Here is a 21,171-nt window from a genome sequence, read left to right as displayed (position 1 = left end):
GCGGCTACTTGCGGGAGGCCAGCGCCCTGGCCTGCACGGTGCGCGCGACCTTCGGCCCGAGCCGGCGCTTGAGGCGGCGCAACGCCTCCACCTGCCCGGCCACCCTGTCGATCCGGTAGTACAGCTGGGGCGGCACGTACGGCAGCAGGGGCGAGTGGCGCTGGCCGAGCAGGGCGAACATCTGCTGCGGGGGCAGGCGGATGTAGCGGGGCAGGTTCTCGTACCACTCGGCGCTGTAGCGGGCCGCGCTCTGGACGGCCAACAGGGCTTGCTTGCGCTCCTGTTCGTAGCGGGCGAAGGCCTGCGGGAGGGCGGTGTGCGCGTGCAGCGCGTCGGCGAGCGCGATGGCGTCCTCCAGGGCGAGGGTGGTGCCGGCGCCGACGGAGTAGTGGGTGGTGTGGGCGGCGTCGCCGATGAGGACGAGATTGTCGCGGTGCCAGGTGCGGTTGGTGAGGGTGCGGAAGGTCCGCCACGGGGTGCCGCCGTCGGCGCCGGAGCCGCCGACCAGGGGGTGGCCGTCGAGGACGCCGGCGAAGACCCTCTCCAGCCGGGCCACCGCGTCGGCCTCGTTCGCGGTGTCGAGGCCGAGGCCGGTCCAGGTGTCGGGGGCGCATTCGATGACACAGGTGCTGCCTTCGGGGCTGAAGCCGTAGCCGTAGCACCAGATCCAGCCGTGGCCGGTCTCGACGAAGGCGAAGGTGAAGGCTTCGAAGACCTTGCTGGTGCCGAGCCACATGTAGCGGTTGCGGCCGCGTCTGGCCCGTGTACCGAAGTGGTCGGCGTACTGGGTGCGCAGGGTGCTGTGGACACCGTCGCTCGCCACGACCAGGTCAGCGGCGGGCAGCTTCTCCGGCATGATCTCGTGCTCGAACTCCAGCCGTACACCGAGCGAGCGGGCGTGTCCGGCGAGGATCTCCAGCAGCCGGTGGCGGCCGATGCCGTGCCCCGTGTCGCCGGGGCGGCGGGTCGTCCGGCCCCGGACGTGGGCGACGCCCTCGTTCCAGCGGATCGAGCTCTCCTCGATGGCGCGAGCGGACGCGGGGTGGTGCTCGTGCAGTTTGTCGAGCAGTCCGTGCCAGTAGGTGACGCCCCCGCCGTAGGTGGCACCCTCCGGGTTGCGCTCGTGGACGGTGATGTCGTGGGACGGGTCCCGCAGCTTCAGCAGGATCGAGAGATACAGGCCCGCAGGGCCGGCTCCGACGCAGGCAACCTTCACACATACCCCTAGTAATGGTTTAAAACGGTCATATCACTTCGCAGGGTAGCAAGGCGGAGCAGCTCGGCCGCGACATTTCGGATCGCGCCAGTTTCGACCGGTGAGCCAGACCACTGGCAGCAGGCCCGCCCGCGAAGGATCACCCGAAATGTGATTCCCAGGAGAAGGAATTCCCCCTTCCGCCCCCCCGGGGCACCACCCACAGGAAGATCATCTTCGTTCAACTCTGCACGACATGTGCAGACTTGTCCGGATCGGAGCCAACCACTCCCGACCGATTTCTCCCGCTCTAGTCCGGCCCGATAGGCATGCGGAGTCGTCAACCGAACGAACTCAGGAGGTCCGCATGCCGGAACTCAGCCGTCGTCGTGCGCTCACCGCCGCGGCCGCCCTCGCCACCGCGGCCGGCGTCCAGACGCTCACCGCCCCCGGCGCGTCCGCAGCCGGGCACGACCACCACGCCCCGACGTCCTTCGACGAGGTCTACAAGGGCCGCCGAATACAGGGCCGGCCGTCCGCGGGCGGCGGCCACCAGCATCACGGCGCCGGATACGCCGTGTTCGTCGACGGAGTGGAGCTGCATGTGATGCGCAACGCCGACGGCAGCTGGATCAGCGTCGTCAGCCACTACGACCCGGTGCCCACCCCGCGCGCCGCCGCCCGTGCCGCCGTGGACGAGCTGCAGGGCGCCGCGCTGCTGCCCTTCCCCGCCAACTGACCTGCCCCACCCGCACTTTGGAGCACCCGCACCTCATGACTGTCCGCAAGAACCAGGCCCTGCTGACCGCCGACGAGAAGCGGCGGTTCGTCGCCGCCCTCCTGGAGTTGAAGCGCAGCGGTCGCTACGACACGTTCGTCACGACGCACAACGCCTTCATCGTCGGCGACACCGACAACGGGGAGCGCGTCGGCCACCGTTCACCGTCCTTCCTGCCCTGGCACCGCAGATTCCTGCTCGAGTTCGAGCGCGCGTTGCAGGAGGTGGACGTCTCGGTCACGCTGCCGTACTGGGACTGGAGCACCGACCGCTCGATACGGTCCTCGCTGTGGGCGCCCGACTTCCTCGGCGGCACCGGGCGCAGCCGCGACGGTCAGGTGATGGACGGGCCGTTCGCGGCGTCGACCGGCAACTGGCTGATCAATGTGCGCGTCGACGGCCGTACCTATCTGCGCCGCTCGCTCGGCACCGCCGTACGGGAGTTGCCGACCAGGGCCGAGGTGGAGTCCGTGCTCGCCATGCCGACGTACGACATGGCGCCCTGGAACAGCGGGTCGGACGGTTTCCGCAACCACCTCGAAGGCTGGCGCGGCGTCAATCTGCACAACCGGGTCCACGTCTGGGTCGGCGGGCACATGGCGACCGGCATGTCGCCCAACGACCCGGTGTTCTGGCTGCACCACGCCTACATCGACAAGCTGTGGGCGGACTGGCAGCGGCGGCACCCCGGCTCCGGCTATCTGCCCGCCGCCGGGACGCCGAACGTGGTCGACCTCAACGACACCATGAAGCCCTGGAACGACGTGCGTCCCGCCGACCTGCTGGACCACACCGCGCACTACACGTTCGACGCGGCCTGAGACGCCGTCCGCACCGCCCGCCAGGCCCCCTCGTCGGGACCGCCCGTCAGGCCTCGGCGGTACGGCAGTCCGGGTGGCCCCAGCCCTGGGCGTTCTTGGCGATGGGCTCGCCCGCCGCGTAGCTGCGGCCGCAGATGCAGCGGCCGGGGAACTTGGCCTTGATGGTGCGGGAGGAAGTGCCGTTCTTCCGGGTCGCCGCGGCCTTGCGGCGCGGGGCCTTGGCCGACGGAGTGTCCGGGGAGGGCGGCGGCTCGGGTGAGCCGAGGCCGCTGCCCGCGGGCTCCTGCACGGTGGCCGCCTGACTGGCGGCGCGGTCGGCGAAGTCGTTGAGCGGGTCGCCGTCGACCTGGTGGGCGGGGACGTAGCGGAACTCGACGGTGCGGCCGTCGAGCAGTTCGTCGATGCGCACGACCAGGTCCTGGTTGGCGACCGGCTTGCCGGCGGCCGTCTTCCAGCCGTTGCGCTTCCAGTTCGGCAGCCAGGTGGTGACGGCCTTCATGGCGTACTGCGAGTCCATCCGGATCTCCAGCGGTACGCCGGGGTCGGTCGCCGTGAGCAGGCGTTCCAGTGCGGTGAGTTCCGCGACGTTGTTGGTGGCCCTGCCGAGCGGGCCCGCCTCCCAGCGAGTCGGGGTCTCCTTCTCGTCCGCGACGACCCAGGCCCAGCCCGCCGGCCCCGGGTTTCCCTTCGAAGCCCCGTCGCACGCGGCCACCACTCGTTCACGCATGCGTCGATCATGCCATGGGCGGGCCGGGTGCCCGGTCGCGGTGTTCGTTCAGGAGATGTCGCTGAGCTTGGGCATCTCGCCCTCGGTCGTACCGGTGTCGATCACCGAGAAGTTCGCGCCCTGGGGGTCGCTCAGCGAGGCGAACCGGCCGAACGGGGTGCTCATCGGGCCGAAGCGCAGCACAGCGCCGAGCTTGGTGGCCTTGGCGACGGCGTCGTCGCAGTCGGGGACGTTGAAGTAGACGTTGATGTACGGCGGGACCTCGGGCGGGAAGTCGTCGGTCATCTTCATCCGGCCCAGGGCCATGGCCCCCTCGCCGAGGGTGTAGAGGCGGAAGTCGATCGCGTCGTCCTCCATATGCTGCTGCCCGTAGCCGAAGACGGCGGGGAAGAAGGTGTCGGACTTCTCCGGCTCGCGCGTGAAGACCTCCGCCCAGCAGAAGGCGCCGGCCTCGTCCGTCGCCGTGTCGAAGCCCTCGTGGGTGCCGGCCTGCCACACGCCGAAGACGACGCCGCTGGGGTCGCGGGCCAGGCACATGCTGCCGAACTCACCGACCTCCATCGGCTCCATCAGGATCTCGCCACCGTTCTCACGGACCTTGGCGGCGGTCGCTGCGACGTCGGAGGAGGCGAAGTAGAGGCACCACTGCGACATGCCCTCCTGGCCCGGCATGGGCGGGACCACCGCGGCGGCGGCCTTGCCGTTGGCGTAGGCCTGGGTGTAGTTGCCGAACTCCGACGACGCCTCGCCGAAGGTCCAGCCGAGGACGTCGCCGTAGAAGCTCTTGGCTTCCTCGACATCACTGAACATCGCGTCGGCCCAACAGGGGGTCCCTTGGGGTTGCACGGCCATGGCTGCGGCCCTCTTCCGGATCGGCGAGTTGTCCGGATTCTCACGCTAGTCACCTGTAGGTCCGGTCGCGCGCCGAATGGCCGCTCCCGTTCCAGACTGGGGGGAGGCGGAGGCAGACGGCGGCCGGTCGACGAAGAAGGCGACGAAGACGACGAAGACGACGGCGACGAAAAGGGCAACGAAGAGGGCGCGGTATGGCGGACAGGACGATGCGCGCGTGGTCGGTGGTCGAGCCGGGGCCGGTGGAGGAAGGGGCCCTGCGGCTCGTCGAGAAACCGGTGCCGGTGCCGGGGGACGACGAGCTGCTCGTGCGGGTGCGCGCGAGTGGGGTGTGCCGGACGGATCTGCATGTCGTCGAGGGTGATCTGCCGGTGCACCGGCCGGGGGTCACGCCGGGGCACGAGGTGGTCGGCGAGGTGGCCGGGTGCGGGGCGGCGGCACATGGCTTCGACGTCGGGGAGCGGGTGGGGGTGGCCTGGCTGCGGCGCACCGACGGCACCTGCGCCTACTGTGCGCGCGGCGCCGAGAACCTGTGCCCGGCCTCGCGGTACACGGGCTGGGACGCCGACGGCGGTTACGCGCCGTACACGACCGTACCGGCCGCGTACGCCTACCGGCTGCCGGGCGGCCTCGACGACGTGACGTACGCGCCGCTGCTGTGCGCCGGGATCATCGGCTACCGCGCGCTGCGGCGCTCGGCACTGCCGCCGGGCGGGCGGCTCGGGCTGTACGGCTTCGGGGGCAGCGCCCATCTGTGCGCGCAGGTGGCGCTGGCCGAGGGCGCCACGGTGCACGTGCTGACGCGGGGCGCGGCCGCGCGGAAGCTGGCGCTCGGCCTGGGTGCCGCCTCGGCGCGCGACGCGTACGAGATGCCGCCGGAGCCGTTGGACAGCGCGATCCTGTTCGCGCCGGTCGGCGACCTTGTGCCGTTCGCGCTGCGGGCCCTCGACCGGGGCGGCACGCTGGCGATCGCCGGCATCCACCTCAGCGACGTCCCGGCGCTGCGCTACGACAGCGAGCTCTTCTACGAGAAGCAGCTGCGCAGCGTCACCTCCAACACGCGCGAGGACGGCCGGGAGTTCCTGGCGCTCGCCGCCGAGCACGCCGTGCAGGCCACGACACACGCCTATCCGCTGTCGCGGGCCGACCAGGCGCTCGCGGACCTCAAGGCGGGGCGGTTCGACGGGGCGGCGGTGCTGGTGAACGACCTGTCCTGAGCGTCCCGCCGCAGCGTGTGGGAGCACGGGAGGGGAGCGGGATCACTCACGGTGTGCCCACTGCCTCGTACGGCAGGTTTGCACCTCCAGGGCCTGAAGCCGCCCCGTTCACGCCCTGACCCGGCAGCCTCCCCGGCTGTTGGCTGGTAGCCGCGCATGGCCAGCCCGCTCACCTCCCGGGAGGGAATGTGTCCACACCGGACAGCGCCACCGGTCCAGCCATCGACGAACCCGATCCCGACCCCCAGTCCGACGGTCAACTCACCAGCCTCAGCACCCAGGCGGCCCGGCAGCTCGCCACGACCACCAAGTCCGAACCCCAGATGCAGGCCATCAGCTCGCGCTGGCTGCTGCGGATGCTGCCCTGGGTGGACGTCAAGGGCGGCACCTACCGGGTCAACCGGCGACTGCAGCTGCGCGTCGGCCGCGGCCGGGTGCAGTTCGAGCAGAACGGCGCCGACGACATCAAGGTCATCCCCGAGACACTCACCGAACTGCCGGTCCTGCGCGGCTACTCCGACACCGACGTCCTCAGGGAGGTCGCCACCCGCTTCCGGGTCCGGGAGGTCCGCGCCGGCCAGGTGCTCGTCGAGGCCGGGCAACCCGTCACGGAGGCCTACCTCGTCGTGCACGGACGGTTCACCCGCTTCACGGAAGGCAAGTACGGCGAGGAGGAGATCCTCGGGGTCGTCACCGACGGCGACCAGATCGGCGACGAGGCCATCGGCCAGCCCGACCCGCTGTGGCTGAGCTCGGTACGGGCGGAGACCGCCGGCGTGCTGCTCGTACTCCCGTGGACGGTGGTCACGGAGTTCACCGACCGGGTGCCGTCCCTCGCGGCGCACCTGGAGGCCTTCGCCGAGCGGCAGAAGCTGCCGATGAACCGCAAGGGCGAGGCCGACGTCCCGGTGCAGGCGGGCCACATCGGCGAGCCGACCATCAACGGCGGCTACGTGGACTACGACCTCGCTCCGCGCGAGTACGAGTTGTCGCTGACCCAGACCGTGCTGCGCGTCCACACCCGGGTCGCCGACCTCTACAACAACCCGATGAACCAGACCGAGCAGCAACTGAGGCTGACCATCGAGGAGATCCGCGAACGCCAGGAGTGGGAGCTGGTCAACAACCGGGAGTTCGGACTGCTGCACAACGCCGACTACGGGCAGCGCATCAGCACCTTCACCGGTCCGCCGACCCCCGACGACATGGACGAGCTGCTGTCGATGCGCCGCAAGACCAAGCTGTTCATCGCGCATCCGAAGGCGATCGCGGCGTTCTTCCGGCAGTGCAACCGGCGCGGTCTGGTGCCCGGCACGGCCAGCGTCGAGGGCCACGAGATCCCTGCCTGGCGTGGTGTCCCGATCTTCCCCTGCAACAAGATCCCGATCAGTCCGCAGCACACCAGCAGCATCATCGCGCTGCGCACCGGAGAGGGCGACCAGGGGGCCATCGGGCTGTACCAGACCGGGATCCCCGAGGAGCACCAGCCCGGTCTGAACGTGCGGTTCATGGGCATCGGCACCAACTCGATCATCCGCTACCTCGTCACCGCCTACTACTCAATGGCGATCCTCGTGCCCGACGCGGTCGGAATCCTCGAGAACGCCCAGATCGGCCGGATCCCCGAGTGACCGCATGGAGCACCCGATGAGCACGGCCCCGACCACCGCCGCCTCCGCGATGCCGCTGCCCGGTCCGCCCAACCTCGCGCGCACCGTGCGGACCCGGCGCGGCGGTGCGATCCCCGGCCTCAGATACCGGTCGGTCGCCCCCGCGGACCCCGAGAAGGTCGAGGAGATCGACCGCAGGCTGGAGGCCTGGGCCGGGCGCCTGGACCTGTTCCCGCAGGCCTGGTCGGGGGACTTCTCGGGGTTCCAGTTCGGCCGGGCGGTGGTGCTCCAGCACCCGGCCGCGGCCGACCTGGAGCGCCTGACGGTGGCCGGGAAGCTGCTGCTGGCCGAGAACATCGTCGACAACTGCTACTGCGAGGAGGACGAGGACAAGGGCGGGTCGAGGAGCGGGCTCGGCGGGCGGCTGATCATGGCCCAGTCTGCGCTGGACCCGTACCACGGCACACCGGAGCTGCAGGAGGAGTGGCTGCACGGCATGCAGAGGGACGGCCCGCTGCGGTCGTACCACTGGGCCCTGAAGGACTACGCCGTCGTCGCCACGCCCAGCCAGACCGACCGGCTCGTGCACGATCTCGCCCGGCTGCACCTCGGCTACCTGGGCGAGGCGGCCTGGGGCGAGACCCGGTACACGCCCCGGGTGTGGGAGTACCTGGTGATGCGGCAGTTCAACAACTTCCGTCCCTGTCTGTCGATCGTCGACGCCATCGACGGCTACGAGCTGCCCGAGGCGGTGTACGCCCGCCCCGAGATCCAGCGCATCACCGCGCTCGCCGCCAACGCCACCACGATCGTCAACGACCTGTACTCCTTCACCAAGGAACTGGCCAGCGACCCGACGCATCTCAACCTGCCGCAGGTCATCGCCGCGAACGAGCGATGCGGGCTCAAGGCCGCGTATCTGAAGGCCGTCGAGATCCACAACCGGATCATGGAGGCCTACGAGGAGGAGTCGGCCCTGCTGTCCGCCACCTCACCCCTCGTGGAGCGCTACACGCGAGGGCTGTCCGACTGGGTGGCCGGCAACCACGAGTGGCACGCCACCAACACCCACCGCTACCACCTGCCCAACTACTGGTAGAGCGCGACTGAATGACAGAGCGTCAGATACAACGGCACAAGGAGTCACCGTTGACCATCGCCCCCGAAGCCGGCACCGCCGCAGCACCGGTGCCGTCCCAGTCCACGTACCAGACCCGCGTCGCGGACTACTGGAACGCCGAGGAGAACCCGGTCAACCTCGAACTCGGAAAGATCGACGACCTGTACCACCATCACTACGGCATCGGCGCCGCCGACCGCTCCGTGCTCGACGAGCCCGATCCCGCTCTGCGCGGCGAACGCATCACCGCCGAACTGCACCGGCTGGAACACGCCCAGGCCGAACTGCTCGCCACCCACCTGGGCCCGCTGACGCCCACCGATCGTGTCTTCGACGCCGGCTGCGGACGCGGCGGCGGCAGCGTGGTGGCGCATCTGCGCTACGGCTGCCAGGCGGACGGCGTCACGCTCTCCGCCAAGCAGGCCCAGTTCGCGAACGAGCAGGCCCGCAAGCGGAGCATCGACGACCGGGTCCGCTACCACTGCCGCAACATGCTCGACACCGGGCTGCCGTCCGGAGAGTTCGCGGCGTCGTGGAACAACGAGTCCACGATGTACGTCGAGCTGGACCTGCTGTTCGCCGAGCACGCCCGGCTGCTGCGCCGCGGCGGCCGCTATGTGGTGATCACCGGCTGCTACAACGACACCTACGGGCGCGCCTCCCGCGAGGTCTCCCTCATCAACGCCCACTACATCTGCGACATCCACCCACGCTCGGCGTACTTCCGGGCCATGGCCCGCAACCGGCTGGTCCCGGTCCATGTACAGGACCTGACCGAGGCGACGATCCCCTACTGGGAGCTGCGCCGCGAGGCCGAGCACCTGGTGACGGGCATCGAGGACACGTTCCTGACCGCGTACAAGAACGGCAGTTTCCAGTACCTGCTGATCGCGGCGGACCGCGTCTGAAGGACCGTCAGGACCGCGTCGGCCATGGGCGTTCCGTGGCCGACGCGGGTCTTCCCCCGTGGGCCCGGCTGTGCTTGCCTGGGGAGCCGTTTTCGGTGTCCGGGGCGGGAGTTGCCGTATGCGCAAGCCGTGGATCGTCGGGGTGCTGCTGGCCGCCGTGCTCCTCGGGGCGTGCGGGGACCCGGCGTCCGGGCCGGAGGCCGCCGCGCCGCCCGAGGTGCCGGAGGCGTCGGCCACCACCCACCAGCGGGCGCCCGCCTCGCCCGGCGCCTCTGCCAAGGCGCCCGCTGCGAAGGCGCCCTCCGTGCTGTATCTGGGCGACTCGCTCGCGATGGAGGCGCAGAAGGTACTCGGGCAGGAGCTGCGCCGCGGCCTACGGGCGACGTACACGAGCGCCCCCTACTCGGGAACCACCCTGTGCGACTACCTGGAAGGCACGGGCAAGCGGTCCCTCGTCCCCGTCGCGGACAAGGCGGCGGCCCTGGTGCGCCGGCTGCGGCCGGACTTCGTGGTGCTGCAGTTCTGGGGCAACGCGTGGGGTTACACACCGTGCATGGACGGGATCACGTACGACGCCTCCCCCGAGAAGTACTTCGCGCGGTACGCGGCCGACATGAAGCGGCTCGCCGACCAGATCGCCGCTGCCGGGGACGCCCGGATCGTCTGGGTGTCGCAGGGCCCGGACCCGATCACCCCCGAGCGGGTCCGGCGCGTCAACGCCCTCTACGAGGAGCAGGCCGCCGGCTCGGGCGACCTGGTCGCGGACGCGGGCAAGGCGGTGAGTGCGGCCGGGGCGCGTTACTCCTGGGTCCAGTACCTGCCGTGCACGGCGTACGAGCGCGAACACTCCGGGTACTGCACTCAGCCGGGCCGCGACCGGACGGCGCTGCACCGCGACGACGACTACCTGCACTTCTGTCTGGCGCCCACGACCTCGACACCGAAGCCCTGTCCGGTCCGCTCCCCCGGGATCCTGCGGATCACCCTGGAGATCACTCGGGCGATCCGCGAGAGTCCGTAGGCCGGGCTCACTCGCCCGCGTAGGCCTTGTCCAGGGCGGCGATGTCGAACTTGCTCATGGCCATGAACGCCTCGGTCACGCGGGCCGCCTTCGCCGGGTCGGGGTCGGTGATCATCTCCTGGAGCCGGTCCGGGACGACCTGCCAGGACACGCCGTACCTGTCCTTGAGCCAGCCGCACGGGCCGGGTTCGCCGCCGTTCTCGGTGAGCTTGGCCCAGTAGTAGTCGATCTCCTCCTGGTTCTCGCAGAAGATCATGAAGGAGGTCGCCTCGGTGAACTTGAACTGGGGGCCGCCGTTGAGCCCGAGGAACTTGTGGCCGTTGGCCGTGAACTCGACGGTCATCACGCTGCCGGCGGGCTGCATCGCTCCCTCGGGGTAGCGGGCGAGCTTGCCGACGCTGGAGTTCTTGAAGATCGAGACGTAGAAATGGGCGGCCTCCTCGGCCTGGCCGTCGAACCAGAGACACGTGGTGAATCCGTCGGTTGCCATGAGTACCTCCTGGGCGTGCGGAACGCTGTCATCTGTGTCGACCGATCCTCGCCCCGGAACTCATCGGTCGCGTGGCCGATTAATCCAGATGGCCGCTACACCCTTCCGCACTAGCATCCCGTTCATGACGTCTTCGCCCGCCGACAGCGGCATCCACCCCTTCCGTATCGACATCCCGCAGAGCGACCTGGACGACCTCCACCGTCGCCTCGACGCCACCCGGTGGCCGGATGAACTGCCCGGGGTGGGATGGGCGTACGGAGTTCCGTCGGAGTATCTGCGCGAGCTGGTGCGGTACTGGCGGCACGATTACGACTGGCGGGCCGCAGAGGCGCGGCTGAACGAGTGGCCGCAGTTCACGACCGAGATCGACGGCGCGCATGTGCACTTCGCTCATGTCCGCTCCCCCGAGCCCGATGCCACCCCGCTGATCATCACGCACGGCTGGCCGGGCTCGATCGTCGAGTTCCTCGACATCGTGGGGCCGTTGACGGATCCCGCGGCGCACGGCGGTGACCCCGCCGACGCCTTCCACGTCGTGCTGCCGAGCATCCCCGGCTTCGGGTTCTCCGGGCCCACCCGGGAGACGGGCTGGGAGGCGCGCCGGATCGCCGACGCGTGGGCCGAGTTGATGACACGCCTGGGCTACCAGCGGTTCGGCGCCCAGGGCGGCGACTGGGGCGCCGGCATCTCCCGCGAGCTGGGCCGCGTCCACCCCGACCGGTCCATCGGCATCCACCTCAACCTGCTGCCCGGTGCGCAGGCGGCCACCGAGCCGACCCCCGAGGAGCTTCAGGCGCTGAGCCCGCAGGAGCGCGAGCGCGCGCTCACCTCGTGGCGGCGGTGGGCCGATTGGTTCCGCGACGGGACGGGCTACTTCCATGTGCAGTCCACGCGGCCGCAGACCCTGTCGTACGCACTCACCGACTCCCCGGTCGGCCAACTCGCCTGGATCGTCGAGAAGTTCCAGGAGTGGACGGACTCCGGGCAGCTGCCCGAGGAGGCCGTGGACCGGGACCTGATGCTCACGAACGTGATGCTGTACTGGCTGACGGGCACGGCCGGTTCGTCCGCCCGGATCTACTACGAGCGCGCCCACGCCACGGGCGACCGGATCGCCGCTCCGCACGAGCCCTCGACCGCCCCGACCGCGGTGGCCTCCTTCCCCGGCGATCCGCAGATCCCGCTGCGCCACAAGGCGGAGCGGACGGAGAACATCGTGCGCTGGACGGAGCTCGACCGGGGCGGGCACTTCGCGGCGATGGAGGAGCCCGACCTGCTGGTGGAGGACGTACGGGCGTTCTTCCGGCAGTTGCGCGAGAAGGGCTGACCCGGCGCTCTGCCCGTGGCGAATCTGCCCCGGGCAGAGAAACCGCGTTCCGGCCCCGTCCGCGGTCGACAGTGGAGTCGACGGCATCCCCGCCACGACGAGGAGAACCGATGACACCACCGACCACGCTCGCCCCGCGGGCGGAGGAGGGCGACACCCCTCCCACCCGCTTCGACGACCAGCTCGCGTCCCAGCTGCTGGCGCAGCGCATCGTCCTGCTGGGCACCCAGGTCGACGAGGTCTCCGCGAACCGGGTCTGCGCCCAGCTGCTGATCCTGTCCGCGGAGGACCCGCGCACCGACATCGCCCTGTACATCAACAGCCCCGGCGGCTCGGTGCACGCCGGCCTCGCCATCTACGACACGATGCGGCTGATCCCGAACGACGTGTCGACGCTCGCCATGGGCTTCGCGGCCAGCATGGGCCAGTTCCTGCTGAGCGTCGGCGCCGAGGGCAAGCGGTGCGCGCTGCCGAACGCGCGGATCATGATGCACCAGCCGTCGGCGGGCATCGGCGGCACCACCGCGGACATCGAGATCCAGGCGGAGAACCTGGAGTTCACCAAGAAGACCATCGAGCGGATCACCGCGGAGCACACCGGCCAGAGTCCGGAGACCATCTCCCGGGACGGCGACCGCGACCGCTGGTTCACGGCCGAGGAGGCCAGGGAGTACGGCATGGTGGACCGGGTGGTGGAGTCCCTCACGGACGTCCGCCCGGCTTCCTCCCGACGACGGATGGGGCTGTGATATGGGGACCTACACGATTCCGAACGTCGTCGAGCGCACCCCGCAGGGTGAGCGGTCCTACGACGTGTTCAGCCGGCTGCTGTCGGAGCGGATCATCTTCCTCGGCACGGAGATCGACGACGGCGTCGCCAACGTCGTCATCGCGCAACTGCTCCATCTGGAGTCGGCGGCGCCGGAGAGCGAGGTCGCCATCTACATCAACTCCCCCGGCGGCTCGTTCACTTCGCTCATGGCGATCTACGACACGATGACGTACGTGCAGGCGCCGATCTCCACGTTCTGCGTGGGCCAGGCGGCGTCAACGGCGGCCGTACTGCTGGCCGGAGGGGACCCGGGCCGGCGGTTCGTGCTGGAGCACGCGCGCGTGCTGCTCGGTCAGCCCGCCAGCGGCGGCAGCCGGGGCGTGGTGTCCGATCTCGCTCTCCAGGCCAAGGAGATGGTCCGGATCCGCTCGCAGGTCGAGGAGGTGCTGGCCCGGCACACGCACCACGACATCGCCACGCTGCGCGCGGACATGGACCGCGACAAGGTGTTCACCGCGCAGGAAGCGGTGGCGTACGGGCTGGCCGACGAGGTGGTGAGCCGGCGCCTCGTGCGGGTCTGAGGCGCCGGCGCGTCCTCACGCGGCCAGGCACATCCCGTCGTACGACGAACCGGCCCTGCTGCGGCCGGCGCCCGGCACCCGGCGGCTGGTGATCCGCACGAGCTCGCCCTGCGCACGGGACAGCAGGTCGCCGAGGCCGAGCCCCAGGGCGTGGGCGGCGGCCGCGAGGACCTCCGAGGAGGCCTCCTTGCGGCCCCGCTCCACCTCCGAGAGATACGGCATGGAGATCCGGGCCGCGTCGGCCACGTCCTTGAGCGTGCGCTCCTGAGTCAGGCGCTCGCGGCGCAGGACGTCGCCGACCAGGTCGCGCCACAGGGGTTCCTTGGTCTCCCCCTGCGGTGACGGAGCGGCGGCCGGGCGCACGGCAGGCGGGCGCAGCGGAATGACGCGGGCTTCGTTCGGCGGTTGGTTGCTCACCACTTCAGACTAGATTCCCTGAACCTCGTGGGAAGGGATCAGCGTTCTGCTCTGGGGAGAATCGCCGGGAGGACCAACTCACCCTCCCGCCGACGGAGTTCGCCTGTCGACGTCTCCCGCCCGCGTCACTCGTCGGTCAGCCGCAGCAGCGCCCGCACCCGCTTGCCGACCGGCACCTTTTCCACGGTGACCTCCGCCGCGAGCGCGTGCACTATCTCCAGGCCGTGGCGGCCGACGCGCTCCGGGTCCTTGGGGTAGCGGCGGGGCAGGGCGGAGCTGCTGTCGTACACGGAGACCATGACGGCGTCGTCCGTGCCCTCCAGGTCCAGGATGTACGGGCCGTTGCTGTGCCGGTCGGCGTTGGTGACCAGCTCGCTGACCACCAGGAGCACCTTGTCCTCGGCGGGCTCGCCGATCGTGGCGCACCACTCGGTCCTGAGCCGGCCCAGGAACAGCGCGGCGAAGGACCGCGCCTCGGCGATGCATCCCGGTTCACCGCTGTAGTGCGCCGCCCGCCGAAGCGGTTCCACGGGCACGTCGAAACCAGTCGGAATCACTGCCCCGTCCACGTGCTCGATCATGCGTTTCTCTCTCGGAAGCCGGACTGGCCGGACGCTGCTGCACCAGTCCTCGTACCCAGAGCGGAGCCGCGCAGTCTCCATGCAGGTGGCGCTGTACGTCACAGCGAGGGTGAGCCCGACACGCTCCCACTCCTGCTCGCGGTGGACGCCGACTGTGACGTCGCGGTCGTGTCCCCGTCCGACGGCGGCTTGGAGGTGGAAGCCGACGTCTCGGGCGACGCGGATGTTTCGGGCTTCGTGGTCGTCGGCTCGCTCGTCGACGTCTGCGGGTTCGTCGAGGGCGAGGACGGGGCGGTCGACGTGGGCGGGCAGGGTGAGGCCGAACCGGGGGGCATCTCCGTGGCGTCGTCGGGCAGCGGGACGCACTTCGACGGGGAGCTCGGCGACGTCGGTGTCGACACGCTCACCGACGGGGAGGGCCTCACGGGCGGGCGGGTCTTCTTGTCCTTGCCGCCGTCGTCGCCGCGTTGCCGGGAGATCCACTCGTCGCGCTCGACGTCGAAGATGACGAAGACGTTGACGATCGTGACCGAGGGCGCGACCACCACGACGTTCGCGGAGCTGTACGACGGCCAGGTCTCACCCGTCCGCTTGAACGTGCCCTGCTGGGCGACCGGATCGGTCAGCGGGTTGCCGCAGGCGCAGCGCACCCGAGGCACTCCGCGGTCGTCGACGAGGACCGCCGTGCCGGCCTGGAGGACGGCCTGGTAGCTGGTGGCGGCGCCGTCGCGGTAGCCGTGGTTGGTGACGCGGGTGTCCATACGCAGCTGGACCGGGGTGAGCGAGCGCAGGTAGGAGGGGACGCCGGACGCGTCGACGTGGGCGACCGACGCGAACGCCCTGTTCTTCTCCGGGTCCGCCTGGAGGTACTCGATCTGCTTCTCGACGTCGCAGCTGGCCACGTTGCGGCTGCCGCCGTACAGGCCCGGTGCGCCGCCGTCGACACGCCGTACGGAGTTCGTGGGCGCCGGTTCGGCCGGGGACGGGGTGACGGGCGCGGCGGAGGTCTTCTCCGCCGTGGACTCGGTGAACGGGTCGGGGCCCTGCTTGTCCTTGGGCTGGCCGAAGACCTCGCCGCTGGCCACGGGGCTGGTGTCGCCGCCGCCTCGCGAGAGGACGACGGCGAGGACCACGGCGGCCACCACCACGGCGGTGAGCACCGCGATGCGGGGTACGGACTTCCACCAAGGGTGGTGGGGTTCGGGCCAGGGCCCTCCCGGACCGCCGTCGCCCGGAGGCTGCGAGGGTGGGCCGGAAGGGCCCGAAAGGGGGCCCGAGGGCGGTCCTGTGGGGCGGCCGGAGGACGGGGGTTCGACGCTCACGAAGCCTTCTTCCTCTTCTACTGTCCTTGTTGTCGTCTTTCGCAGCTCTTGTCGCTTTGTGGCGGTTTTCCCATTCTGTGCCTCGGTCCCGCGCCGCCCGCAAGCCGACGCGGACGGACCTCCCGGCGGGCGCACCGCAGCGGCGCTGCATAGCGTGGGCGGGGTGAGCGTGCTGACCCCCACCCGTCCGGCCGTGGCGAGCCATGGCTGGGTCCAGGCCCTCGCCGCGGTGCTGGCCGGGCTGGTCTCGATGGGGGTGGTCGCAGCGCTGGGACTGTGGGCGGCCGGGGCCTCTGAGCTCCCGGACAACGCCTTCCCGCGGGTCGTCGCCGCGACCGTGGTCACGGCGGTCGGCGGCACGGTCGAGCTCTCCGGCAACGCCGGCGGGCTGGCCGAGTCCGACGCCGGGCTGACCGTGATCCCGCTGTCCGTCACGCTCGTCGGAGCCCTCGTCCTGGCCGCCGGTTTCCTGCGGCCGCTGCGGCACCGGGCGGTCGCCGGCCCCGGGGAACTCGCCGGATGGGCGGCCAGGATCGCCGTGCTGTGGCTGGTCGGGCTGCTCGCGCTGGCCTACGCCGCCCGCCAGACCTTCTCCCTCTCCCTCGGCGACCTCGGGGAGGACGCCCTGGGTGACCTCGGTGACGTGTTCGGCATCTCACCGGAGGTCGGCTTCGAAACGGACGTCCCGGCGACGGTGTTCTTCGGCCTGCTGTGGCTGGCGGGCGTGCTGGTGCTGGCCCTGCTGGTCTCGCGCGGGGCTCCGCTGCCCGGCCGGCTGCTGCGCTTCCAGGAGTCGGTACGGCCGGCCGCGTACGCCATGGTGGTGCTGCTGTTCGCATGGGTCGGGCTGGGTGTCGTCATCGGCCTGGTCGTCGCGGCGACACGCGGGCATGCGGTCGAGACGCTCGCGGTGATCCTGCTCGGGATGCCGAACCTGGTGTGGCTCGCGCTCACGATCGGGCTCGGCGCGACATGGAACGGCCGGGTGGAGGGGCCGTTCGGGCTGCCCATGCCGCATGTCCTCGACGAGGTGCTGCGCGGCCGGGAGGTCGCCGAGCTGAATCTCGGCACGCTCGCCGAGCACGACGGCAGGGTGTGGTGGCTGGTCGCCGTCGACGCGGTGCTGCTGCTGGCGGTCGCGTTCGTGATGGCGCGGCGCTCACCCGCCCGGATGCGCGCCTGGCAGCACGCCCTCCACATGGCGGTCGCTCTCGCGCTCACGGTCCTGATGATCTGCCTCGTCGGCCGGATCTCCGCGCACTACGGCCTGTCGGTCCTGGGCATCGGCGACCTGGGCGGGGATCTGGGCGGCGAGCTGTTCCTGAAGCCCGAGGTGTGGACCGCGTTCGGGCTGGCGCTGCTGTGGGGGCTGGTCGCCGGGTTCCTCGGCGGGCTGCTGGCGCGGCCGGTGCGGCACAGGGGCGCGGTCGCGGCGCTCTGGGAACGATGACGTCCGCGCAACGGCCCGTGTCAACGAAGGGCGGGCTCGCGTTCACCGACGAAAGACCGGCTCGGCCCAGCGGGGTGGTGGTTTCGGGACGTCCTGCGCGGGCTCGTTCGGCTGCGCTACGGCCTTGAGGTCCACCTCCGTCGGCGCGCGCTCCGTGTCCGTGCCACCGGCCACGGCGGAGCGCAGGTCGGCGACGAGGGCGAGGCAGGAGTCGTGGCGGTCGTCGGGGTTCTTGGCCAGCGCCGTGGCGAACACGGCGTCGACGGACGCAGCGAAGTCCGGGCGGGCCTCGGTCAGGGGCGGCGGCTCGTCGTACTGGTGGGCCCACAGCAGGGCCATGTCGTCGTCGCGGCGGAACGGCGGGCAGCCGGCCAGGCACTCGTAGAGCACGCAGGCGAGCCCGTAGACGTCGCAGCGCGCGTCGACCGGCCGGCCCGAGATCTGCTCGGGGGCCACGTAGTCCAGCGTGCCGACGAACTGGCCGACGCTCGTGAAGCCGGTCAGGGACAGCGACTTCTTCGTCAGGCCGAAGTCGGTGAGGTAGACGTGCTCGGGGTGGTCGCTGTCGGTGCCGCGCGAGACGAGGATGTTGCCGGGTTTGACGTCCCGGTGGACCAGCCCGTGCTCGTGCGCCGCGTCGAGGGCGGAGGCGACCTGTACGGCGATGCGCAGGGTCGTCGCGGGCGGCAACGGGCGCCCGCGGTCGAGGAGATGGCGCAGGTCGCTGCCCTCGACGTAGCGCATGGCGATGTACAGGACACCGTCCGTCTCGCCCGCCTCGAAGACCGGCACGATGTGCGGATGGTCGATCGCGGCGGCCACCCGGGACTCGTGGCTGAAGCGGCGGCGGAAGGTGTCGTTGCGGGCGAGTTCGGGGGCGAGGAGCTTCAACGCGACGGTGCGCTCCAGGCGCAGGTCCCGGGCGCGGTAGACCACGGCCATGCCGCCCCGGCCGATCTCGCGCTCGATGCGGTAGCCGGCGACCTTCCGGCCGATCAGCTCGGAGGGCCGGCCCGAGAAGAGGCTCGTGTCACGGGTCATCGGTCGTCACGATCTGGGTCGGGGCGTGTCCGTGGTCCGCCTGGTCGCGGGGTCCGTCGTCGATCGTGTAGGTGCTCAGCCGGTCGCCCTGCGCGTACACCCACCGTCCGCGGTCGGCGTCGTACAGCCACACGGACTCCCCGTCGACGACGACCCCGATCCGCAGTCCCCGCGTACGGACGCGGAAGGTCTCGCCGTCCAGGTCGCCGGCCGCCAGGTCCTCGACCGCGGACCGGTAGGCGGTCAGCGCCTGATCGGCGCGGGAGAGCAGGGGGCGCGGGTCGGCGGTGCGGGTGAGCGGTCCGCCGTCGGCGGTGGGCGGGTCCTGGGGTACGGCGACCAGGAAGCGGCCGTCGACCCAGGCCGACCAGCCGTTGGCGCACACGATGTGCCCCCAGTCGCCGCGCCGTTCGACGAGCTGGATGGGCAGGAACGGGTCGAGGGGCACGGTGGGCCGGGCGGGATCGGGGGCCTCCCAGGCGGGCATGCCGTACCGGGGGACGACGTGGGTGGGCCGGAAGCCGGGGGAAGCCATCGTCTGGACCTCCTACTTCCGCATCACTACGGGTTCGTGCCGGCGCAGCAGCCGGGAGACGAGGTAGCCGAAGGCCCCGGAGAGCACGACCAGCATGGCCACGTTGAACAGCCACACGCCGGCCGAGTGCTCGAACAGGGGATCGCCGGTCAGCTCGCCGGGCACGATCCGGGACAGTTCGACGGTGCCGGCCATCGCGCCGAGCGCCCAGCGCGAGGGCACCAGCCAGGACAGCTGTTCAAGTCCTGGCACGCCGTGCAGCTTCAGCAGGGCGCCGCAGAAGACGACCTGGACGATGGCGAGCAGCACCAGCAGCGGCATCGTCACCTCCTCCTTGCGCACCAGCGCCGAGACGAGCAGGCCGAGCATCATCGCCGTGAACGCCAGCAGGGCGACGGCCACGGTGATTTCGACGAGCGGCGGCATCAACACGCCTTCGCCACCCGGTGCGTTGAGATCGACGCCGAGCAGGGCGACCAGGGTCAGCACGACCGCCTGCAGCACGGTGACCGTCCCCAGCACCACCACCTTGGACATCAGGTACGCCGATCTGGACAGGCCGACCGCCCGCTCCCGCTGGTAGATGACGCGCTCCTTGACGAGTTCCCGCACGGCGTTCGCCGCGCCGGTGAGGACTCCGCCGACGCACAGGATCAGCAGCGCGTTCATCGCCGTCTCCTGGGTCAGCTTGCTGCCCGCCAGGGCGCGGGCCATCGCGCCCATCACGAACGGCAGGGCGACCATGATGGCGAGGAAGGTGCGGTCGGCGGCGAGCGCGGTGGTGTAGCGGCGGACCAGCGTGCCGAGCTGGGCGCCGCGGCTGCGCGGCCGGGGCGGCCGGGTGATGACGACCGGGCCGGTGCGCGGCCGCCGGGGCTGTGCGGTCGCGTCGGTGACGTACTGCCGGTGGAAGAGCGAGGTCCGGTAGTCGCCCGCCCAGTCCCGCTCCTGGTCGCGTTCGAAGGCCTCGAAGGCCTCCGGCCAGTGCTCGAAGCCGAAGAAGAGCAGGGCCTCGTCCGGCGGGCCGTAGTAGGCGATCCGTCCGCCAGGCGCGAGCACCAGGAGCCGGTCGCAGACGTCGAGGCTGAGCACGCTGTGGGTGACGACGATGACGGTACGCCCGTCGTCGGCCAGGCCGCGCAGCATGTGCATCACCGAGCGGTCCATGCCCGGGTCGAGCCCGGAGGTCGGCTCGTCGAGGAACAGCAGAGACGGCTTGGTCAGCAGCTCCAGGGCGACGCTGACCCGCTTGCGCTGCCCACCCGACAGGCTGTGCACGGGCTGCTCGGCGCGCTGTTCCAGACCCAGTTCGTGGATGACCTCGTCGACCCTGGCCCGGCGCTCGGCCTTGGCGGTGTCCTGCGGGAAGCGCAGTTCGGCAGCGTAGGCCAGGGCACTGCGGACGGTGAGTTGTGCGTGCAGGATGTCGTCCTGCGGGACGAGGCCGATGCGCTGACGCAGCTCGGCGTAGTCGCGGTAGAGGTCGCGGCCGTCGTACAGCACGGTGCCGTGGCCGGCGGGGCGCTGGCCGGTGAGGGCGCCCAGCAGCGTGGACTTCCCGGCGCCGCTCGGGCCGACGACGGCGAGCAGGCACTTCTCCCCCACCGGGAAGGAGACGTGGTCGAGCAGGGTCCTGCGGCCGTGGTCGACGAAGACCGCGAGGTCCTGCACTTCGAGGGAGATCTCCCCGGTGTCGACGTACTCCTGCAGCTGGTCCCCGACCAGGCAGAACGCGGAGTGGCCGATCCCGACGACGTCACCGGGGCCGAGAGGCGCCACGGCGACGGGACTGCCGTTGAGGTAGGTGCCGTTGTGGCTGCCCAGATCGGCGATCTCGTACGTCCCGTCGGGCAGGGCGCGCAGCTCGGCGTGGTGGCGGGAGACGATCAGGTCGTCGATGACCAGGTCGTTTTCGGCGGCGCGGCCGATGCGGACGGTACGGGTGGACAGCGGGCGGACGGAAGTGGGCTGCCGGAAGGTGCCGGTGCGGTCGGGCATCGAGACCGCCGAGGGACGTTCCGGCGCGGCCGTCCGGCCGGGGCGGTCCAGCAGCACCGCGCGAGGGCCGTCGGAGGGGTTGCCGAAGCGGATGACAGTGCCGGGGCCGACGTCCCACGCGTGGATGCGGCGGCCTTCGGTGTAGGTGCCGTTCGTGCTGTTGTCGTCCTCGAGGGTCCAGTGGTCGGCCTCGGGGCGCAGCACCGCGTGGTGCCAGGAGACGCGGGCGTCGTCGATGACGATGTCGCTGAGCGGGTCGCGTCCGACGTGGTAGTCACGGCCCGGGGCCACCAGGGTGGAGCCCGACTCGGTCTCCACGACGAGTACGGGCGCAGTCGGTGCGAACGAACGCTCCGCCATGCCAGGATTCTATCGATCTGCCCATATATGTGCCTGCCCGGGCGC

21 protein-coding genes are annotated in these 21,171 nt (G+C 70.9%); 11 read left to right on the top strand and 10 right to left on the bottom strand.

What is annotated here, in order from left to right; genetic code table 11:
* Positions 1 to 4: 4 nt before the first annotated feature.
* Positions 5 to 1,216: an FAD-dependent monooxygenase gene (locus PBV52_RS49350; protein ID WP_274248724.1), complete on the bottom strand. Its 1,212-nt coding sequence runs from the start codon at positions 1,214 to 1,216 to the stop codon at positions 5 to 7.
* Between the two features lie 346 nt (positions 1,217 to 1,562).
* On the opposite strand from PBV52_RS49350, the gene PBV52_RS49345 reads away from it, so the two are divergent.
* Together PBV52_RS49345 and PBV52_RS49340 are read left to right on the top strand one after the other, a co-directional pair.
* Positions 1,563 to 1,934, top strand: coding sequence for a tyrosinase cofactor (locus PBV52_RS49345; protein ID WP_274248722.1), 372 nt, complete (start codon positions 1,563 to 1,565; stop codon positions 1,932 to 1,934).
* 35 nt (positions 1,935 to 1,969) lie between these two features.
* Complete coding sequence (locus tag PBV52_RS49340; protein ID WP_274248720.1) at positions 1,970 to 2,794, top strand: tyrosinase family protein; 825 nt, start codon at positions 1,970 to 1,972, stop codon at positions 2,792 to 2,794.
* A 46-nt stretch (positions 2,795 to 2,840) separates the two neighbouring features.
* Here the strand turns inward: PBV52_RS49340 and PBV52_RS49335 are convergent, their stop codons facing one another.
* Positions 2,841 to 3,521 (bottom strand): ribonuclease H, encoded by a 681-nt coding sequence (locus PBV52_RS49335; RefSeq protein WP_274248718.1) that lies wholly within the window; start codon positions 3,519 to 3,521, stop codon positions 2,841 to 2,843.
* A 48-nt stretch (positions 3,522 to 3,569) separates the two neighbouring features.
* Positions 3,570 to 4,373: a VOC family protein gene (locus PBV52_RS49330; protein WP_274248716.1), complete on the bottom strand. Its 804-nt coding sequence runs from the start codon at positions 4,371 to 4,373 to the stop codon at positions 3,570 to 3,572.
* Positions 4,374 to 4,582: 209 nt separating this feature from the next.
* Between PBV52_RS49330 and PBV52_RS49325 the strand changes: the two genes are divergently transcribed.
* From PBV52_RS49325 to PBV52_RS49305, 5 genes are all read left to right on the top strand, one after another.
* On the top strand, positions 4,583 to 5,590 hold the full coding sequence (locus tag PBV52_RS49325) for a zinc-binding alcohol dehydrogenase family protein (protein ID WP_274249992.1): 1,008 nt from the start codon (positions 4,583 to 4,585) through the stop codon (positions 5,588 to 5,590).
* 188 nt (positions 5,591 to 5,778) lie between these two features.
* Positions 5,779 to 7,221, top strand: coding sequence for a family 2B encapsulin nanocompartment shell protein (locus PBV52_RS49320; RefSeq protein ID WP_274248714.1), 1,443 nt, complete (start codon positions 5,779 to 5,781; stop codon positions 7,219 to 7,221).
* A 16-nt stretch (positions 7,222 to 7,237) separates the two neighbouring features.
* The gene (locus PBV52_RS49315) at positions 7,238 to 8,299 is read left to right on the top strand and encodes a family 2 encapsulin nanocompartment cargo protein terpene cyclase (protein WP_274248711.1); all 1,062 of its coding nucleotides are present in this window, start codon (positions 7,238 to 7,240) and stop codon (positions 8,297 to 8,299) included.
* Positions 8,300 to 8,349: 50 nt separating this feature from the next.
* A complete protein-coding gene (locus PBV52_RS49310) occupies positions 8,350 to 9,228 on the top strand; it encodes a geranyl diphosphate 2-C-methyltransferase (protein ID WP_274248709.1) in 879 nt (292 codons plus the stop codon).
* 118 nt (positions 9,229 to 9,346) lie between these two features.
* The gene (locus PBV52_RS49305) at positions 9,347 to 10,249 is read left to right on the top strand and encodes an SGNH/GDSL hydrolase family protein (protein ID WP_274248708.1); all 903 of its coding nucleotides are present in this window, start codon (positions 9,347 to 9,349) and stop codon (positions 10,247 to 10,249) included.
* Positions 10,250 to 10,256: 7 nt separating this feature from the next.
* Here PBV52_RS49305 and PBV52_RS49300 read toward each other — a convergent pair whose 3' ends face one another.
* Positions 10,257 to 10,739 carry a VOC family protein gene (locus PBV52_RS49300; RefSeq protein ID WP_274248705.1) on the bottom strand — a complete coding sequence of 161 codons (483 nt, stop codon included), beginning with the start codon at positions 10,737 to 10,739 and terminating at the stop codon, positions 10,257 to 10,259.
* Positions 10,740 to 10,863: 124 nt separating this feature from the next.
* On the opposite strand from PBV52_RS49300, the gene PBV52_RS49295 reads away from it, so the two are divergent.
* The 3 genes from PBV52_RS49295 to PBV52_RS49285 all read left to right on the top strand — a co-directional run bounded on the left by PBV52_RS49295 (position 10,864) and on the right by PBV52_RS49285 (position 13,422).
* Positions 10,864 to 12,069, top strand: a complete 1,206-nt coding sequence (locus PBV52_RS49295) for an epoxide hydrolase family protein (RefSeq protein WP_274248703.1) — start codon at positions 10,864 to 10,866, stop codon at positions 12,067 to 12,069.
* 110 nt (positions 12,070 to 12,179) lie between these two features.
* On the top strand, positions 12,180 to 12,818 hold the full coding sequence (locus tag PBV52_RS49290) for an ATP-dependent Clp protease proteolytic subunit (RefSeq protein ID WP_274248701.1): 639 nt from the start codon (positions 12,180 to 12,182) through the stop codon (positions 12,816 to 12,818).
* A 1-nt stretch (position 12,819) separates the two neighbouring features.
* Entirely contained in the window at positions 12,820 to 13,422 is a 603-nt protein-coding gene (locus PBV52_RS49285) for a ClpP family protease (protein ID WP_274248699.1), read from the top strand.
* A gap of 15 nt (positions 13,423 to 13,437) precedes the next feature.
* On the opposite strand, the gene PBV52_RS49280 is transcribed toward PBV52_RS49285, so the two are convergent.
* The 3 genes from PBV52_RS49280 to PBV52_RS49270 form a co-directional block, all read right to left on the bottom strand.
* Complete coding sequence (locus PBV52_RS49280) at positions 13,438 to 13,839, bottom strand: helix-turn-helix domain-containing protein (RefSeq protein WP_274248697.1); 402 nt, start codon at positions 13,837 to 13,839, stop codon at positions 13,438 to 13,440.
* A gap of 125 nt (positions 13,840 to 13,964) precedes the next feature.
* Complete coding sequence (locus PBV52_RS49275; RefSeq protein WP_274248696.1) at positions 13,965 to 14,420, bottom strand: ATP-binding protein; 456 nt, start codon at positions 14,418 to 14,420, stop codon at positions 13,965 to 13,967.
* Between the two features lie 98 nt (positions 14,421 to 14,518).
* Positions 14,519 to 15,742, bottom strand: a complete 1,224-nt coding sequence (locus tag PBV52_RS49270; protein ID WP_274248695.1) for a DUF6777 domain-containing protein — start codon at positions 15,740 to 15,742, stop codon at positions 14,519 to 14,521.
* Positions 15,743 to 15,905: 163 nt separating this feature from the next.
* Between PBV52_RS49270 and PBV52_RS49265 the strand changes: the two genes are divergently transcribed.
* On the top strand, positions 15,906 to 17,192 hold the full coding sequence (locus tag PBV52_RS49265) for a streptophobe family protein (RefSeq protein WP_274248693.1): 1,287 nt from the start codon (positions 15,906 to 15,908) through the stop codon (positions 17,190 to 17,192).
* 42 nt (positions 17,193 to 17,234) lie between these two features.
* Here the strand turns inward: PBV52_RS49265 and PBV52_RS49260 are convergent, their stop codons facing one another.
* Genes PBV52_RS49260 through PBV52_RS49250 form a run of 3 tightly spaced genes read right to left on the bottom strand, consistent with a single transcriptional unit; the run spans position 17,235 to position 21,126 of the window.
* Entirely contained in the window at positions 17,235 to 18,233 is a 999-nt protein-coding gene (locus PBV52_RS49260) for a serine/threonine-protein kinase (protein WP_274248691.1), read from the bottom strand.
* Positions 18,223 to 18,768: a hypothetical protein gene (locus tag PBV52_RS49255; RefSeq protein WP_274248689.1), complete on the bottom strand. Its 546-nt coding sequence runs from the start codon at positions 18,766 to 18,768 to the stop codon at positions 18,223 to 18,225. The genes PBV52_RS49260 and PBV52_RS49255 overlap by 11 nt, the downstream gene beginning before the upstream one ends.
* 12 nt (positions 18,769 to 18,780) lie before the next feature.
* On the bottom strand, positions 18,781 to 21,126 hold the full coding sequence (locus PBV52_RS49250) for an FHA domain-containing protein (protein WP_274248687.1): 2,346 nt from the start codon (positions 21,124 to 21,126) through the stop codon (positions 18,781 to 18,783).
* Positions 21,127 to 21,171: the final 45 nt, after the last annotated feature.

This window comes from Streptomyces sp. T12, from assembly GCF_028736035.1.
In the GTDB taxonomy this organism is placed as follows: domain Bacteria; phylum Actinomycetota; class Actinomycetes; order Streptomycetales; family Streptomycetaceae; genus Streptomyces.
This window is presented reverse-complemented; position numbering and strand designations above follow the sequence as displayed.

Excerpts from the sequence above, each read along its gene's own strand:
- PBV52_RS49255 (WP_274248689.1), bottom strand. The coding sequence starts at position 18,768 with ATGGCTTCCCCCGGCTTCCGGCCCACCCACGTCGTCCCCCGGTACGGC.
- PBV52_RS49305 (WP_274248708.1), top strand. The coding sequence starts at position 9,347 with ATGCGCAAGCCGTGGATCGTCGGGGTGCTGCTGGCCGCCGTGCTCCTC.
- PBV52_RS49285 (WP_274248699.1), top strand. The coding sequence starts at position 12,820 with ATGGGGACCTACACGATTCCGAACGTCGTCGAGCGCACCCCGCAGGGT.
- PBV52_RS49315 (WP_274248711.1), top strand. The coding sequence starts at position 7,238 with ATGAGCACGGCCCCGACCACCGCCGCCTCCGCGATGCCGCTGCCCGGT.
- PBV52_RS49290 (WP_274248701.1), top strand. The coding sequence starts at position 12,180 with ATGACACCACCGACCACGCTCGCCCCGCGGGCGGAGGAGGGCGACACC.
- PBV52_RS49275 (WP_274248696.1), bottom strand. The coding sequence starts at position 14,420 with ATGATCGAGCACGTGGACGGGGCAGTGATTCCGACTGGTTTCGACGTG.
- PBV52_RS49345 (WP_274248722.1), top strand. The coding sequence starts at position 1,563 with ATGCCGGAACTCAGCCGTCGTCGTGCGCTCACCGCCGCGGCCGCCCTC.
- PBV52_RS49250 (WP_274248687.1), bottom strand. The coding sequence starts at position 21,126 with ATGGCGGAGCGTTCGTTCGCACCGACTGCGCCCGTACTCGTCGTGGAG.
- PBV52_RS49335 (WP_274248718.1), bottom strand. The coding sequence starts at position 3,521 with ATGCGTGAACGAGTGGTGGCCGCGTGCGACGGGGCTTCGAAGGGAAAC.
- PBV52_RS49340 (WP_274248720.1), top strand. The coding sequence starts at position 1,970 with ATGACTGTCCGCAAGAACCAGGCCCTGCTGACCGCCGACGAGAAGCGG.
- PBV52_RS49330 (WP_274248716.1), bottom strand. The coding sequence starts at position 4,373 with ATGGCCGTGCAACCCCAAGGGACCCCCTGTTGGGCCGACGCGATGTTC.
- PBV52_RS49295 (WP_274248703.1), top strand. The coding sequence starts at position 10,864 with ATGACGTCTTCGCCCGCCGACAGCGGCATCCACCCCTTCCGTATCGAC.
- PBV52_RS49260 (WP_274248691.1), bottom strand. The coding sequence starts at position 18,233 with ATGACCCGTGACACGAGCCTCTTCTCGGGCCGGCCCTCCGAGCTGATC.
- PBV52_RS49325 (WP_274249992.1), top strand. The coding sequence starts at position 4,583 with ATGCGCGCGTGGTCGGTGGTCGAGCCGGGGCCGGTGGAGGAAGGGGCC.
- PBV52_RS49300 (WP_274248705.1), bottom strand. The coding sequence starts at position 10,739 with ATGGCAACCGACGGATTCACCACGTGTCTCTGGTTCGACGGCCAGGCC.